The organism is Pseudomonas sp. Pseusp10 (assembly GCF_059492225.1).
On record NZ_CP168528.1, the window covers coordinates 3,476,307 to 3,489,685 of the forward strand.

The 13,379-nt window shown below is 56.8% G+C and carries 11 protein-coding genes and 2 pseudogenes; 4 read left to right on the forward strand and 9 right to left on the reverse strand.

Annotated elements, in window-relative coordinates:
* From ACEN8Z_RS15685 to ACEN8Z_RS15700, 4 genes and pseudogenes are all read right to left on the reverse strand, one after another.
* Complete coding sequence (locus tag ACEN8Z_RS15685) at nucleotides 1–207, reverse strand: DUF4224 domain-containing protein (protein WP_495594776.1); 207 nt, start codon at nucleotides 205–207, stop codon at nucleotides 1–3.
* 763 nt (nucleotides 208–970) lie between these two features.
* On the reverse strand, nucleotides 971–1,327 hold the full coding sequence (locus ACEN8Z_RS15690; protein WP_495594777.1) for a hypothetical protein: 357 nt from the start codon (nucleotides 1,325–1,327) through the stop codon (nucleotides 971–973).
* A 95-nt stretch (nucleotides 1,328–1,422) separates the two neighbouring features.
* Nucleotides 1,423–1,518, reverse strand: a pseudogene (locus tag ACEN8Z_RS15695) (DUF4406 domain-containing protein); the annotation flags it as partial.
* Nucleotides 1,519–1,597: 79 nt separating this feature from the next.
* A pseudogene (locus ACEN8Z_RS15700) lies at nucleotides 1,598–1,986 on the reverse strand (IS3 family transposase); the annotation flags it as partial.
* Nucleotides 1,987–2,522: 536 nt separating this feature from the next.
* On the opposite strand from ACEN8Z_RS15700, the gene ACEN8Z_RS15705 reads away from it, so the two are divergent.
* From ACEN8Z_RS15705 to ACEN8Z_RS15715, 3 genes are all read left to right on the forward strand, one after another.
* Nucleotides 2,523–2,963: an Ohr family peroxiredoxin gene (locus ACEN8Z_RS15705; protein ID WP_495594778.1), complete on the forward strand. Its 441-nt coding sequence runs from the start codon at nucleotides 2,523–2,525 to the stop codon at nucleotides 2,961–2,963.
* 127 nt (nucleotides 2,964–3,090) lie between these two features.
* Nucleotides 3,091–3,549, forward strand: a complete 459-nt coding sequence (locus tag ACEN8Z_RS15710) for a MarR family winged helix-turn-helix transcriptional regulator (protein WP_007997888.1) — start codon at nucleotides 3,091–3,093, stop codon at nucleotides 3,547–3,549.
* A gap of 400 nt (nucleotides 3,550–3,949) precedes the next feature.
* Entirely contained in the window at nucleotides 3,950–5,401 is a 1,452-nt protein-coding gene (locus tag ACEN8Z_RS15715; RefSeq protein WP_495594779.1) for a multiheme c-type cytochrome, read from the forward strand.
* Between the two features lie 195 nt (nucleotides 5,402–5,596).
* On the opposite strand, the gene ACEN8Z_RS15720 is transcribed toward ACEN8Z_RS15715, so the two are convergent.
* Complete coding sequence (locus ACEN8Z_RS15720) at nucleotides 5,597–5,875, reverse strand: DUF2790 domain-containing protein (RefSeq protein ID WP_008001371.1); 279 nt, start codon at nucleotides 5,873–5,875, stop codon at nucleotides 5,597–5,599.
* Nucleotides 5,876–6,453: 578 nt separating this feature from the next.
* Here ACEN8Z_RS15720 and ACEN8Z_RS15725 point away from each other — a divergent pair.
* Complete coding sequence (locus ACEN8Z_RS15725) at nucleotides 6,454–7,149, forward strand: response regulator (protein WP_442100557.1); 696 nt, start codon at nucleotides 6,454–6,456, stop codon at nucleotides 7,147–7,149.
* A gap of 233 nt (nucleotides 7,150–7,382) precedes the next feature.
* On the opposite strand, the gene ACEN8Z_RS15730 is transcribed toward ACEN8Z_RS15725, so the two are convergent.
* The 4 genes from ACEN8Z_RS15730 to pdxR all read right to left on the reverse strand — a co-directional run bounded on the left by ACEN8Z_RS15730 (nucleotide 7,383) and on the right by pdxR (nucleotide 13,135).
* Nucleotides 7,383–8,870, reverse strand: coding sequence for a sensor histidine kinase (locus ACEN8Z_RS15730; RefSeq protein ID WP_495598135.1), 1,488 nt, complete (start codon nucleotides 8,868–8,870; stop codon nucleotides 7,383–7,385).
* Between the two features lie 256 nt (nucleotides 8,871–9,126).
* Nucleotides 9,127–10,392 carry an MFS transporter gene (locus tag ACEN8Z_RS15735; protein ID WP_495594780.1) on the reverse strand — a complete coding sequence of 422 codons (1,266 nt, stop codon included), beginning with the start codon at nucleotides 10,390–10,392 and terminating at the stop codon, nucleotides 9,127–9,129.
* A gap of 51 nt (nucleotides 10,393–10,443) precedes the next feature.
* Nucleotides 10,444–11,514: a sugar phosphate isomerase/epimerase family protein gene (locus ACEN8Z_RS15740; RefSeq protein ID WP_495594781.1), complete on the reverse strand. Its 1,071-nt coding sequence runs from the start codon at nucleotides 11,512–11,514 to the stop codon at nucleotides 10,444–10,446.
* A gap of 112 nt (nucleotides 11,515–11,626) precedes the next feature.
* Nucleotides 11,627–13,135 carry a MocR-like pyridoxine biosynthesis transcription factor PdxR gene (gene pdxR, locus ACEN8Z_RS15745; RefSeq protein ID WP_495594782.1) on the reverse strand — a complete coding sequence of 503 codons (1,509 nt, stop codon included), beginning with the start codon at nucleotides 13,133–13,135 and terminating at the stop codon, nucleotides 11,627–11,629.
* Nucleotides 13,136–13,379 lie beyond the last annotated feature (244 nt).

A 13,379-nucleotide genomic window follows, 5' to 3' on the forward strand; every position in this document is an offset into this window, starting at 1 on the left:
TCAGCTAGCCTTGCGTGGTTTCCATACGGGTTTCTCTGGCTCAAACATACCGACCGCCGTCACAGCCAACGCCCTAACACTTGGCCAGCCGTTCACCTTAATGGTGTGCCTGACGCCGTTCTTCTTCAGATTGAGAATCTGGCCTGCCTTGGTCCGCGCGCCGGTAAGCTCGCAGACCTCCGTGTGGGAAAGAAACTGGATGTTCATGAGCGTCTCCATGCCGCGCGTGGCGGCAGAAGGTGGGTGAGTGGAGGTGGCAGTTCGTTTGCTGAAGGTGCCAGGTCGGAGACTGTCGCGCTGATGCTAATCAGCGACTTGCGGGTCCGGGTGGAACCGGGTGAATCGGTTTTCTTTAGGCATGGGGATGTCCTTGGCCCGTGATCGGCTACAGTTGATGGGGCACTGATATGGAGATCGAATATGAAGTGCTTAATCTGTCAGGCTGCCGCCAGGATTGTTGGAGCGCCTGGAGACTGCTCAGAGGTCAAATGCTCAGCTGGTTGTGGACACTTCAGGGTTTCAGCGAACCTTGTTGCGAAGATGAAGTTCAAGAAGGAATCCTTCGACATTGAACGCACAAGGCGATGGCTTGATATGTCCCGGAATGAGGAGCCTGTGCCATTGATATCGACCTACGATTACAGCGTTTCCTTACTGCATCGGGATGCAGAAGAGAGATCTACCAGCCTGCGGAATCGTTCTAGAAAGTCGGTAACTTCAGATTAGATAGAAGTTCTTGCTTCGATCTGGCGGAGTGCGTGCTGCACGGCGGTGATGACCGGCTTCACCCTCGTGCGCTCATCCTATGGCGGCGCGACAGGTTTGGTTTTCTGTGGGCATGGGGCGTCCTATGCCGGGGCTTGCAATCCTTATCGCGGACGACAGGGGGCTGGCTGGATCAAAACGATTTTTTCAGGCATGACTTCGTCCTTGCCGCTATAGCGGCTGACATTGAAGGGGAAAGTGGTTGTTACTTGTGGGGATAGGCAGAGAGTCTGGAATAAGTATTGATATCAGTTGTGGCAAGAAGGTTGCGTCCATCTTTGAATTTCGCGTAGAAAGTGATTTCCTTTTCTTTATCACATAGCCACCAGCCCGCAACTAGTCCAACCGGACCTAAAAGCAATGCTCCAGCCAGACTCCATCGAATAACGCTCCCTTTCTTATTAACTATTTCCTCGGTTGCTGTTTCTAAAACTTCTAGTTTTGAAATGGGTATCTTTATTTCAAGAGAAGGTTTTACTGCGGACTTTAAAATGAACAGTCCAGATTGAAATTCAGCATCACCTTCCAGAAAGTCACCGGATATCACCGTTATCTTCGACATGGTGTTTCTCTTCTGATCAGGTTTAGCCAGCTGATTACTGGGCTCCAATAGTCCTTTTCAGTCAATCGACTTACGACAAAGGGTGAGGCCGATGGTCACTCCATCGATACCAGATCATGGGCATTCACTACCGTCATGCCGAGGCGGTCGGCGATCAACACTTCGAGATGGGCGCCTCTCGAATGCTCCCAGCCAGGGAGCGTGGCCTGTAGTGGTCAACTAATTCCGGACACGACGTTAAGTTTTTTCTCGGCCTGAGCTGGAGCCAGCCCACCCCACGGTCGGTATCCATTCATTTTTCAAGCTGCGAAACACGCGCTCCATCGGCGCATTATCCCAGCAGTTTCCACGACGGCTCATGCTCTGGCGCATGCGGTAACGCCAAAGTCGTAGGCGAAACTGTCGGCTGCCATATTGGGCGAACCCTGATCCGAGTGAAACAACAGTCCCTGCGGCCTGCCACGCTGCTCGTAAGCCATGTCCAGCGCCTTGATGACCAGATCCGCATTCGGCTTGTTCGACAACGCCCAGCCAACAATTCGACGTGCGCAGAGATCCAGGACGACAGCCAGGTAGTGCCATTTTCCCTGTGCCCAGATGTAGGTGATGTCGCCACACCAGACCTGATTGGGTGCCGGCACTTCAAACTCTCGATTAACGCAGCCTCGCGGGCTCGGCAGCTGCTACAAAGGGTGTCGCGGCTGAAATTGCTTGACTGACTGGCATTAGGCTCGATTGGCCGGTTTTTTATCGAGTGAAAGACGTCCATTTCATTTCAGCGCCAAAGAGATGATCGTTATGCGTGAAAGCGATCCGAACCGCGCAACCAGAGGTCCCCGCAGGGCCGGATAGTGGAAACCGATCATCCTTTTGGCGAGGGTGGCCTCGCGTCTACCGCTCATCGCCAAGGCATAAAATAACTTTGACATCACTGGGGCTTTGGTTGAGGATTCATACATCGCATGCGATCTAATCGATAGCGATAAGAAGCAACGACAACCCTGCCGTTTGGAGATTCAGCCATGAATACCGGAAGCCGCCGCACCATGTTTATCTCTACCGCTCGAGCTACCCATGGTCACAACGGCAACAACTGGATCATTGCACACGCCAATTGATGAACGTTGTCTCTTTCAATATCAAAAATATCGCACACGACAAAATCGTACAAAACTTTAATCCTGAGGAAATCCCCATGAGCAAGATCGAAAAAGTACTGGCAACCGGCAAAACCCACACCACTCACAGCGCTGTCGGCGGTCACAACGGCAACCTCGACATCGTGCTGTCGTCCCCTGGCAGCGATACGCCGGAACACGTGCTCACCGCCGTTCAGCCGCACCCGAAAGCCGAGCAACTGTTCGCCGGAGCGTGGTCGGCCTGCTACATCGCAGCGGTGGGGCTGGCCGCCCAACAGATGAAGGTGACACTGCCGACTGACACGGCCGTCGACATTGAAGTCGATCTGGGCCAGACCGGCGCGGCTTACTTCCTCCAGGCCCGACTGACTTTACGCGTGCCGGGGCTGGATCATGGAGTGGCGACTGAACTGGCCCACAACGCCGATGCAATCTGCCCGTACTCCAAGGCCACACGCGGCAACATTGATGTCGACATCAACGTCCTGACTGCATAACCCGCTGCACGGCCGGCTCACCGGGGATTTTCCCGGTGAGCCGGCCGTCGGTGTTTATGCGCACTTCCGATACCATCGCGTACGACGTATAGTTTCAGCCTCGCCAGATTGACCCAAGAGAACGTCCATGAAAAACACCGACAAGACATCCGCCCTGGATCTCAAACTCTCCGAGTTCCTGTGTTTTGCGGTCTACTCCACCAACCTGGCCTTCGGCAAGGCCTACAAGCCGATGCTCGAACGGCTCGGCCTGACCTATACGCAATACATCACTCTCGTTGCGCTGTGGGAGGAAGACAACCAGACCGTTGGCAGCCTCGGCGAAAAGCTGTTTCTCGAATCCAATACCCTCACGCCGATCCTGAAGAAGCTGGAAGCGATGGGTTATTTGCTGCGCCAGCGCGACCCGGAAGACGAACGCCAGGTGCGGATCAGTCTGACAAAAGAGGGGCGAAAACTGCGTGAGGGCCTCCGCGAAGACGGCTTCCCGCAAACCGGTCTAGACCCCGACGACTTCGTGCAAATGCAGAAGGCCATTGTGAAGTTACGGGGCAATCTCATCCGGTCGACGAAAGACAGAGAGTAAGTCGTATCGAGTAAAGTGAGTGGCCCCGGATTTCCCGTCTGACACCACCCCCGATTTCGGAGTGAACTCCCCCCCACTAATGGGCGCTATCGCTCAGTAATATTCGCCTCTTCATTAGCCGGTTACTTCAATCGCTGGCCAATGTTTGCGGGTCTTTCAGGTTACCGCACATATTTCATACAACGCTGGCAGAGTAATTGCTGAGTGAGCTTGTCCCGTTCATGCAAGGTGCAGGGTCGGGATGCTGTGGAGCTGTCAGTACTCCATTGAGTGATTGCCTGTAACCATCGGTCTGCATCACGAAGTAACTTTGGCTACTCGATACTGGGGTTACTCAATCCTGGGGCTACTCAATAGAAGTACTGCAGTCATCCTCTGCAACCGTCCAGGGGAAATGCTTATGAGCCACTCCAGACATACGTGTGCGCAGGTAGCGCTGCTTCGGTTGTGCTTTCTAACCTGCCTGCTTACGGTAACGCTGGTGGCGGGCGATGAACCTCAGGGCAATGACAATCAAAGTAATGACAAGTGGCTGGAGCCGGCACGCTCCAGGCTTATGCATGTGATTGGCGGGATGCCGTTCTTTCCGCATCGGGCCAATACCCCCGGCAACCTGGTTTTGAATGCAAAAGACTTCGACAATGCTCAGGTCTGTGGCGCTTGCCATACGGAGATTTACAAGCAGTGGCGCACGTCGATGATGTCCCAGGCCTGGGATGAACCCATCTATCGGGCTTTGCTCAAGCGTGCGAGTACGGCCACCGAGGGGAAGGTCGACAACTTCTGCACCGGCTGCCATACCCCGATCGGTCTCACGACCGGGCAGATCAATTCGCAAGTCAACCGCTCCTCGATTGAAGACAGCGCGAAGAATCATCCGATGCCTGGGGTCGATTGCGAGACCTGCCACAACATCAGTGCCCGCACGGGCCTCGATAACGGCGCCTATGTCCTGAGCCCGCGGGCGCACGGAAAACCGACCAAGTTCGGCCCGCGTAAAGATGCCGTTTCGCCTTATCACGACACCGTGTATTCCGCCCTGCACACGCGCTCGGACTTTTGCGGCACCTGCCACAACGTCACGCACCCGTTCAGCAGTGTGGCGGTCGAGCGCACCTATGACGAATGGCAGGAGAGCGCCTACAGCTTTAACAATGTAACTTGCCAGAGCTGCCATATGCCGGGTTTTGCGGGTAAGGCCGCGATCATGGGGCCTGACCGCGAGGAGGTCGCCTCGCATTGGTTCAGCGGCGCCAACGCGATGATGCTCAAGCATCTCGGTCAGGAACAAGGCGCGCAACGCGCGCGCGACATGCTCGCGCGCGCGGCGGAAATAACGTTCCAGCAACTGCCGGCAGCCATCATTCCCGGGCAATACACCTCGGTAGCCGTCAAGGTTTCCAATGTCGGCGCCGGGCACAAACTGCCGACCGGTTTTCCGGAGGGACGGGAGATGTGGATCGATTTCCGGGTGCAGGATGCCGGTGGTCGGGAGCTCTATCGGCTGGGTTCGATCAAGGACGGCAAGACCGAGCACGACACGCGAAATTTCAAAGTGCACATAGGCGACAAGGACGGCAATCCGTTGGATGTCGAGGTCTGGAATGCCACGCAAATTCTCTCGGACAACCGCATTCTGCCCAAGGGCTACGATATCGGGGAGTTCTCCTTCCTGGTGCCGGCCGACGCTGTCGGGCCGCTGACCTTGACTGCCGAACTGAACTACTGGCCGTTTTCGCAGAAGCTGGCCGACTACCTGCTCGGCAAGGATAAGGTGCAGGTGGAAATCACCCAGATGGCCAAAGTCACGCAGAGCGTACCTCTGTCCCCGATCACTGCGTCCCGACCATAGCGAGGTCTATCCAGGCGATCTGCAGCCGGGGCCCTGGATGATGTTCGATCTGGCGTGGGGGGTGCGTTGAAGCGCCTTCAGACTTGCTCCCGGTACATCCGCGCCACGACGGTGGACGAGTTGCTGTGACTGGAGTGAGTCGGGGTTCCGGCCAACACCGCGCAGGCGAGGCCCAGAACCCTATCGGCGAGCGGATCAGGCGATGCTGGTGGGGTCGGCGGGGCTTCCACCCCATTCGAGGAAACGGATCTTGTGAACCTCGCCCTCGCTGTCTTCGTAGACCAGGGTCACCGGTACCACGCCGGTCTTGTCGGATGTATCGGTGCGCTGCAGTACCCGCTTCACATCGATTTCCATCCCGTAGTGGTATTCGACGGCTGAGACATGCGCGCCGGGTTCTTGCAGGCTGTTCTGGTCGAACACACTGGGTGCGAGACTGGAAATTACGGCACTGACAATTGTGGCCATGCTCATAAGGCTTACCTCTGCTTAAGTTCGCTTGACAAGGACCTAATGTGACACTCGATGAAAGTGAAGTTCACTTCACCGCGACGAACGCGCCTGCCTGCAAAGCCTGTAGTGGCTGCAAGCTCCCGGCAATTCCCCGCGCTTGACGCCTCTCGACCATTCGTCCTTTAAACCCCCGGATTTGTTGGCCAAAGTCCGTTTCTGAAGGAGGTCATGACATGTCATGACGGATTATTCATGCGGTGGTTGTGACGGTACATGGGCCGAAAATGCCTGCTATCGAGCCGGAGCTGCATGTACCTGAGCGCAGGAGACCGACTGTTGGTCGGATGAAAGACGGATCCGGGTTTTATGAGACTTTCTGTTTATTGACGTCTTTAACAGCGTTTTAAAACAAATGGTTGGAGTATGAAAGCTCAGTGGTTTGTAGGAGTGTTTGCTTATTGACGATCTGACTTCATCCGACCTAAGTCTGACTTTCGAACACCTGGACCCTGGGACGTGCGACTGGTGACCGGCGTCATCCCCGGTTTCCTGCTATTAATCAATGAGTATTCGAGTGCTTTTCCTTTCGGGAGCGCGTCATGAGTTCATTCATTCGTATCGGCATAGCCGACGATCATCCGATGTTGCGTGAGGGTGTTGCCAATACATTGAGAAAGCGGGCGGATCTTCAGGTCGTGGAGCAGGGCGCCAATGCGCAGGATGCCATGGATATTGCCCAGCGGGTGCGTCCGGACGTGATGTTGATGGATGTCAACATGCCGGGCGATGTGTTCGCCGCGGTGCGGTTCATTTCCACAAAGCTGTCGGATGTGAAGGTGCTGATGCTGACGGTTTCAGAATCTGAAGATGACGCCTTTTTGGCACTGGAGGCCGGCGCGCGCGGGTATGTGTTGAAAGGTGTCAGCGGACCGGAACTGGTCTTGGCGATCAGGTCGGTTGCCAAGGGGGAGACGTATATCACCCCCGAGTTTGCCAACAAACTGCTGAGTAGCAGCAAGGAACACGGAGAGCAGATTCACACGTTCGATCTGACCCATCGCGAGGAGGAGGTCATTCGTGAAGTTTCAAAGGGGCTGACCAATAGGGAGGTGGCGACAAAGCTGTTGATCAGCGAAAAAACCGTCAAGCACCACATGGGTTGCGTGATGCAGAAACTGCACGCCCGAAATCGTGTCGAAGCGGTCACGGCTATACGGCGTTATTGGGAGCGCGAAGCTGTCGGGCGACTGCACACCGGCGCAGGGAAAACACAAATGGATGCCCGAAGCGGCTAATGCCAGTCAGTTAAGCAATTTCAGCCGCGACACCCTTTGTAGCAGCTGCCGAGCCCGCGAGGCGGCGTTCGGCTGCGAAGCAGTCGTGAGTCCAGCTGACGCGACCTGCCTGACGTACCGCAATGACTGATTTTACGACTGCTTCGCAGCCGAACGCAGCCTCGCAGGCTCGGCAGCTGCTACAGATCGCATTAGCGCTTAACTGACTGGCATTAGCCCGAAGCGGCTCCTGACTAGAGTTTGAACTGTGCATTTACCGACGTACCGGAGGCGCTGGAGTCGATGCTGAACAACCCGCCCAGAGATTCAATGCGATAACGCAAACCGGCGAGCCCCAATCGGGTTCTGCCGGATGTCTCGAGCAGCATGGCGTCCGCCGCCATGCCCGGACCACCGTCCCTGACACTGATGTTCAATACCTCATCAATGTATTGCGCCTGGATGACCTGACCCTCGCCGTCGGCATGACGGTACGCGTTGTTCAGGGCTTCTTGCACAAAACGGTACAAACAGAGTTTGAGCGGCAGTGGCGCGGCCTCCGGCAGCGGCCCAAGGTTTAATGTGACCTTGGTGCCAGTGCGTTGCTCGTGCCGTTGCGCCACCAGTTGCAACTCTTCCACCAGGCTCAAGTCGTTGATTTCCGGAAGTGCCAGGCCTCGTGATAAATCGCGGACCTCACGCAATGCGTCGGTGGCGGCGCCACGAATGGTTTCCAGCGACTCCTGATCGACAGCGGAGCAGTTTTCGGCCAAGTCGTCGAGCCGGATCAGAATCAAGGTCAATAACTGCGCCGGCCCATCGTGCAGGTCTGCACCAATGCGCCTCAAGGTGAGTTCGTTGATGCGGGAAAACTCCTGGGTAGCCGTCGACATCTTGTGCTGGAGTTCGGTATTGCTGATGTGCAAGCGGGTTTGCTCCATCAGGCGCAACCGCAGTGCCACTTGTTGCCGCTGGATAATCTTGTCACCGCGTCGCACGATGAAAAAAAGCAGCGTCAGCATTGCCAGCGTCGCAGCACCAACGACCGCCCATACCTGCTGTCGGACCCGATTGATCTCGCGCTTGACACTATCGGCCTTTTCATAAAATTCGCCCACCGCGATGATTTTCCTGGTGCTTGAATCCCGCAGGGGCGCGTAGATCTCATAGAGCGGCAGGTTGAGCTTGCGCTCGAACTCGTTCTCATCCTGGCTCAGCTCTTCAAGGTCGGTAACCACTTTGCCCTTGAGTGCCTCGGTGATCTCATCCATTGGGAATTTGTGGTTGGTGATGGCTTTATTTGTGCTGTAGACCACCGTGCCATCCGCTCGCCAGATCTTGATCGAGACAATGTGATGTTTGAGCGAACGACTTTCTGTGAGGCGGTCCAGGGACTGGACACTTGCAGCCGAGAGTTTGTTGTCCCGGCTCATCTCCTGCACAAAGGGCTCCAGAAACGTATCCATGTACTGAGCGCCTGCTTCGGCGGCGCTATTTACCGCGGCACTTTCTATTCGTGCGCTCACCAGCTTGCCGACGAAGAACATGGTCAGTCCCAGGATCACCGCAGCGGCAATGACAAACTGGGTCGAGCGACTCAGATTGCGCGCCTTGACCCTGATCCGTGTGCGCCAGATTCCATTGCGAGCCGCATCGCAAACAGGGGCTGGCTCGATCAGAACCTCAGTCTCCTGCGGGATACAAGTCTGGTTTTTTGATTCGACCTTTGCATCTTTTCCCATCGATTTGGTTCCCTGATCATGGTGACAAGTCGGTTGGAAACCCTGCAACTCAACGGATATCTGGAGATTGGCGGTGGGCGCCACGCCCATGAATGACAGTAGTCCACTGTATAGCGATCCGACAGCTTCACAGGTGAACTACACACCACCGGTGATCAGCCAGACCATCGTGCAATTTCAGCCAAGGCGTTATTCCGGATGTCAGCTCAAACCGGCCGCACGACGTTGTGTTCCTACGCGTACAGCCGGTTTATGTTCAGGCTTGCGCGGCGCTGACCTTGCCAGTGATCGTGGAATTCTTGCGGACGGCTTGATACAGCAGGCTGGACACCATGAACCCGACAATGGCCAGCAGACTCATTAACGAGAAGACATAGTTGTAGCCTTGTTGACCCGGGAAGTGGTCAAGAATTGCGCCATAGATGACGTAGGCAAACATGCCAGGCGCATAGCCGATCAGGCAACCGATCCCGAAGGCTGAACCAGTGATGTGCTGGGGAATGCCGACTTCACCCATGGGTGCCCAGAACACTCCGCGCATGGAAAAGACAATCAGCGCGAAGGAGAGGGTGGCCGCCATGCCTGCGTAGATGAAATCCGGGCTTTTCGGGATGAGCATGATGACGCCCACCAGCGGCAACAACGCCAGGAATGCCCACTTCAGATAGCGGCTGGAACTCTTGAACTGTTTGTCGGCAATGAAGCCACCAGCAGGGCCGCCCAGGATCTTGAGGAAATACTGGTTGATGATGCCGTAGGCGCCCACCAGGGCCACGGGCAGTTCGTACATTTCCTTGAGGTAGGGAATGAAATAGGTCAGGCCGCAGTACACGATGTAGACCATGAACACGTTGAGGCTGACCAGCCAGATGCCCGGCACCTTGATGGCCTCGAGCAGGTTGGACAATCCGTTCTTCGGCTTGGCGGTCGACTGGGTATTGCCGCTCTTGAGCAGCAGCCAGGTCAGGGTACCGGCAAGAATGTCGATGACCGAGTAGAAGAGGATCGCCGACTTCAGACCGTTTTCACCGGAGCCCATGGCGACGAAGACGCCCAGCGCAGAGAAGGCGACCAGGGTATCAATGACGCCACGCCCGCCTTCCAGAAGGCCGAACAGGCGCCCCTGTTCCTTATCATCACCCAGGTTGCGGATGGCTTTGAGCAGCGAGGGCCAAAAGATGCAGTCGGCACATACAGCCAGCAGGCAGAACACAATCAGCAGATTGCTGAAGGGCGGAAAGGTCGCCAGGTAGAGCCCGAGGCTGCCGGTACCGATCAGGCCGAGGGGGATCAGCTTACGCGTGTCGTATCGATCGGCGAGCATGCCGCCCACCACGAACAGCGCGGTGGCGATAATGGCGTTGGCGCTCAGAAGCAGGCCGATTTCAGTGTGAGTCAACCCCATGAATTCTTGCATGGGGATATAAAAGGCATCTTTGAGGTTTGCCAGCTTGTAGATGGTGCCGCCACCGAGGATGAGAATCAGGAATCTGAGCCATTTGGCCTTGTCATGGGATGTCATTATTGTTCTCCAGGCGTAATTGGGTAGGCAGTGCCGGTCGGCACGTCAGGTTCAGGCGTTAGCGCAATGGGCCAGGGTCAACTCGGCCAGGGTTCGAAACTCGGCCAGCAGACCTCGTACGTAGGCGACCTGGTTGTTTGCCCAACGGTGTTCATCGGCCAGCATTCGCTCCAGCGAGAAGCCTTGCGGCAGCGCTGTTTCACTCATTTCCCGGTACGCAATGAACGGGTCGGCGGCTTCGTCAAGCTGGCGGAACGCCGGGGCGACGTAGTGGTTTTCCTGCTCAAGAATGAAGGCGATCACTTGCGGGGTTGATTCGCCGAGCATCAGCAGTTCGAACAACATGCGTGCATTGGGCAGGTCGTCTTCGTCACAGCCCTGCAGCACGCCGTAATGGCCGAATGCGTTTTGCTCGGGGACGATGCGCACACCCTTGAGGTGGGTCTGGCGTATGTGCGACGCCAGGTTGCGGAGCGCAGCAAGGGGCTGTTCGCAGGCATTGATCATGTTGCCGAAATCGAACAGGGCATGCAGCCGTGGGTGGTTCAGCCGGTTCAGCAGTTGCGCGATTTCGGCGCTCTTGAGTTCCTCATGCTGCTCGAAGTCGAAGAACAGGTCGTGCTCGTCTGCCTGCTGCGCGAGGTAATGCAGGTCTGACTCGATCAGGTCCATGACCCGCGACAGCGCCCCTTCGTAGCGAGAGTAGACACGGATGTTGCGGGTGCCCAGCGCCTTGGCAATGGCGATCACTTGATCGACATCTTTTTTCAGGGTGCTGCTGATTTCCAGATGCACGTCCAGCCCGAGTGCATTGGCCTTGTCTGCAAACGCCTGAAGCTGCGCGGGCGTCATTTGACTCAGGCTGTTTTCCTCACCGTCGAGCAAATGCAGGCTCAGGCCCTGCAGTTCGTGGCGATAGGCGAAGTCCAGCAGGTCACCAGGTGTGACACGGCCGTGGGTCAGGTTGGTCAGCAAGGGGTAGGCATGGGCAAACAGGCGCAGTTGCCCAAGTCGGTCGAGCAACTGGCGGGCCAGTGCTTCAGTCAATGCGGGGGGAGTCCCGGCCTCGACAGCCTTATGGCTGAGCAAGGCGTTGAATCGTTCCTGGATCTTATTGTTCATTCGAGTGGTTCCTGGTTCAGACACCGGGTCTACCGGCGCAGCCTTTATCGCGCCAGTCAGGAACTCTCGATAGATCCATTATCAGTTAAATCATAAGACCACTTGCCTTGCGTCAAGTGGCCGGCTGCAGATAGCCCATTTTGCCCAAGGCCTGGGCAAGTGCTTCGACGCGCGCTTCGGCCTGGTCCTCAGGAGTGCTGGCAAAGCCGATCAGCAGCGCCGGCGGCAAGACATGCTCCAGGCAATAGTCACTCAGGGGATAGGTATGAATGCCATGCTGGCCGAGTTCCCTGGCCAGGGCGTCGTCATCGAGATGCGCGGGTAACCAGGCGATCAGGTGCATGCCGGCTTCCACAGGCGTGATCCTGAAGAAAGTGCCCAACCGTTGCTGCAGGTGTTCGACCAATGCCTGCTGGCGAGCCTGGTACAGCGCGCGCATTCGACGAATATGGCCGAGAAAGTGGCCTTCGCGCATGAAGTCTGCCGTGACGGCCTGTAGCAGTGTGGGTGGGCTGCGATCCATGACCGCCCGCAGGGTGCAGAAGGGTTCGATCAAGGCGTTGGGCAGTATCACGTAACCCAGTCGTAGCGAGGGGAAGAGCACCTTGCTGAATGTTCCGGCGTAGATGACCCGGGCCCATTGGTCCATGGCATAGAGTGCCGGCAGGGGGCGCCCGTTGTAGCGAAACTCACTGTCGCAGTCGTCCTCGATGATCCAGCTCTGATTGCGGGCGGCCCAATCGATGAGTTCCTGGCGCCGCGCATAACTCATGGTGATGCCCAAGGGATGCTGACGAGAAGGAGTGGTAAACACCAGACGCGCGTCAGGACACTGAGCCAGGCCTTGCTGGATATCGATTCCCTGTTCGTCGATACGCAACGGGACGACCAGACCACCCTGGGCCTGCAGCGCGATGCGCGCCGCGATATGCCCCGGATCTTCCATCCAGAAGCTGTCCTGCGGATTGAGCAAAAGCATGCCCAGCAGGTTAAAGGCTTGTTGGGCGCCGGAAACGATGACCACCTGCCCGGCACTGCAGTCGATGCCCCGGGCATCAAAGACGTATTCGGCAATCGCCTCGCGCAGGGCCAGCAACCCTTGCAGTTCGCCATAGCCGAGCATGGCCTTGGTCGGCTTGTGCAGGTGGCGGTTCATCAACCGCTTCCAGACCGATTGCGGGAACGCATCGTAAGCGCTGTGGCTGGGCAGGAACGAGGTCGGGCTCCCGGTGGCCCAGTCGGCATAGGAAACGCCTCGAAAATGATCGCTGCGCAACGACAGCATCGACTGGCTCAGGTCGGACAGGCGAGGTGGCTGGCGCTGGTGCTCATCGTCTTCAATACCGCGGCTTTCCCACTCATGACCGACATACGTCCCGGCCCCGGTCCGCGACGTCAGAAATCCTTCGGCAATCAGTTGATCGAACGCATTGAGAATGCTGATTCGCGAAAGCTGCAGTTCTTTGCTCAGGGTCCGCGTGGACGGCAGACGCACGCCTCCCTGAATCCTGCCACTGAGAATCTGTTTGCGAATCTGCAAGTAGAGTTGGCGGTACAAGGGGATGGAACTGGCACGGTCCAGTTCGATACCTGACAACAGCAAACCAGCGGAGGATTTCATTTTTTGTTCGTCTGGATGGAGTGTGGTCTGGCCTGAATTGCCGTCAGGCACCTGGGTGCGAAAGGGTATCGAGGGGTGCTGGATAAGTCATCCATCATAAGCATTGATACAGCGCAAAAGACCCGGCAGGCCCTGCGATGGCAGTGCCTGCCTCCGTGACCGGCGCCACCATGATACGCCGGCCGGGGACGGCATTTTCCATGGCAATGAAAGGCCAGTACCATGACGACCACTTCTTTACCGA

Excerpts from the sequence above, each read along its gene's own strand:
- ACEN8Z_RS15685 (WP_495594776.1), bottom strand. The coding sequence starts at position 207 with ATGAACATCCAGTTTCTTTCCCACACGGAGGTCTGCGAGCTTACCGGC.
- ACEN8Z_RS15690 (WP_495594777.1), bottom strand. The coding sequence starts at position 1,327 with ATGTCGAAGATAACGGTGATATCCGGTGACTTTCTGGAAGGTGATGCT.
- ACEN8Z_RS15705 (WP_495594778.1), top strand. The coding sequence starts at position 2,523 with ATGAGCAAGATCGAAAAAGTACTGGCAACCGGCAAAACCCACACCACT.
- ACEN8Z_RS15710 (WP_007997888.1), top strand. The coding sequence starts at position 3,091 with ATGAAAAACACCGACAAGACATCCGCCCTGGATCTCAAACTCTCCGAG.
- ACEN8Z_RS15715 (WP_495594779.1), top strand. The coding sequence starts at position 3,950 with ATGAGCCACTCCAGACATACGTGTGCGCAGGTAGCGCTGCTTCGGTTG.
- ACEN8Z_RS15720 (WP_008001371.1), bottom strand. The coding sequence starts at position 5,875 with ATGAGCATGGCCACAATTGTCAGTGCCGTAATTTCCAGTCTCGCACCC.
- ACEN8Z_RS15725 (WP_442100557.1), top strand. The coding sequence starts at position 6,454 with ATGAGTTCATTCATTCGTATCGGCATAGCCGACGATCATCCGATGTTG.
- ACEN8Z_RS15730 (WP_495598135.1), bottom strand. The coding sequence starts at position 8,870 with ATGGGAAAAGATGCAAAGGTCGAATCAAAAAACCAGACTTGTATCCCG.
- ACEN8Z_RS15735 (WP_495594780.1), bottom strand. The coding sequence starts at position 10,392 with ATGACATCCCATGACAAGGCCAAATGGCTCAGATTCCTGATTCTCATC.
- ACEN8Z_RS15740 (WP_495594781.1), bottom strand. The coding sequence starts at position 11,514 with ATGAACAATAAGATCCAGGAACGATTCAACGCCTTGCTCAGCCATAAG.
- pdxR (WP_495594782.1), bottom strand. The coding sequence starts at position 13,135 with ATGAAATCCTCCGCTGGTTTGCTGTTGTCAGGTATCGAACTGGACCGT.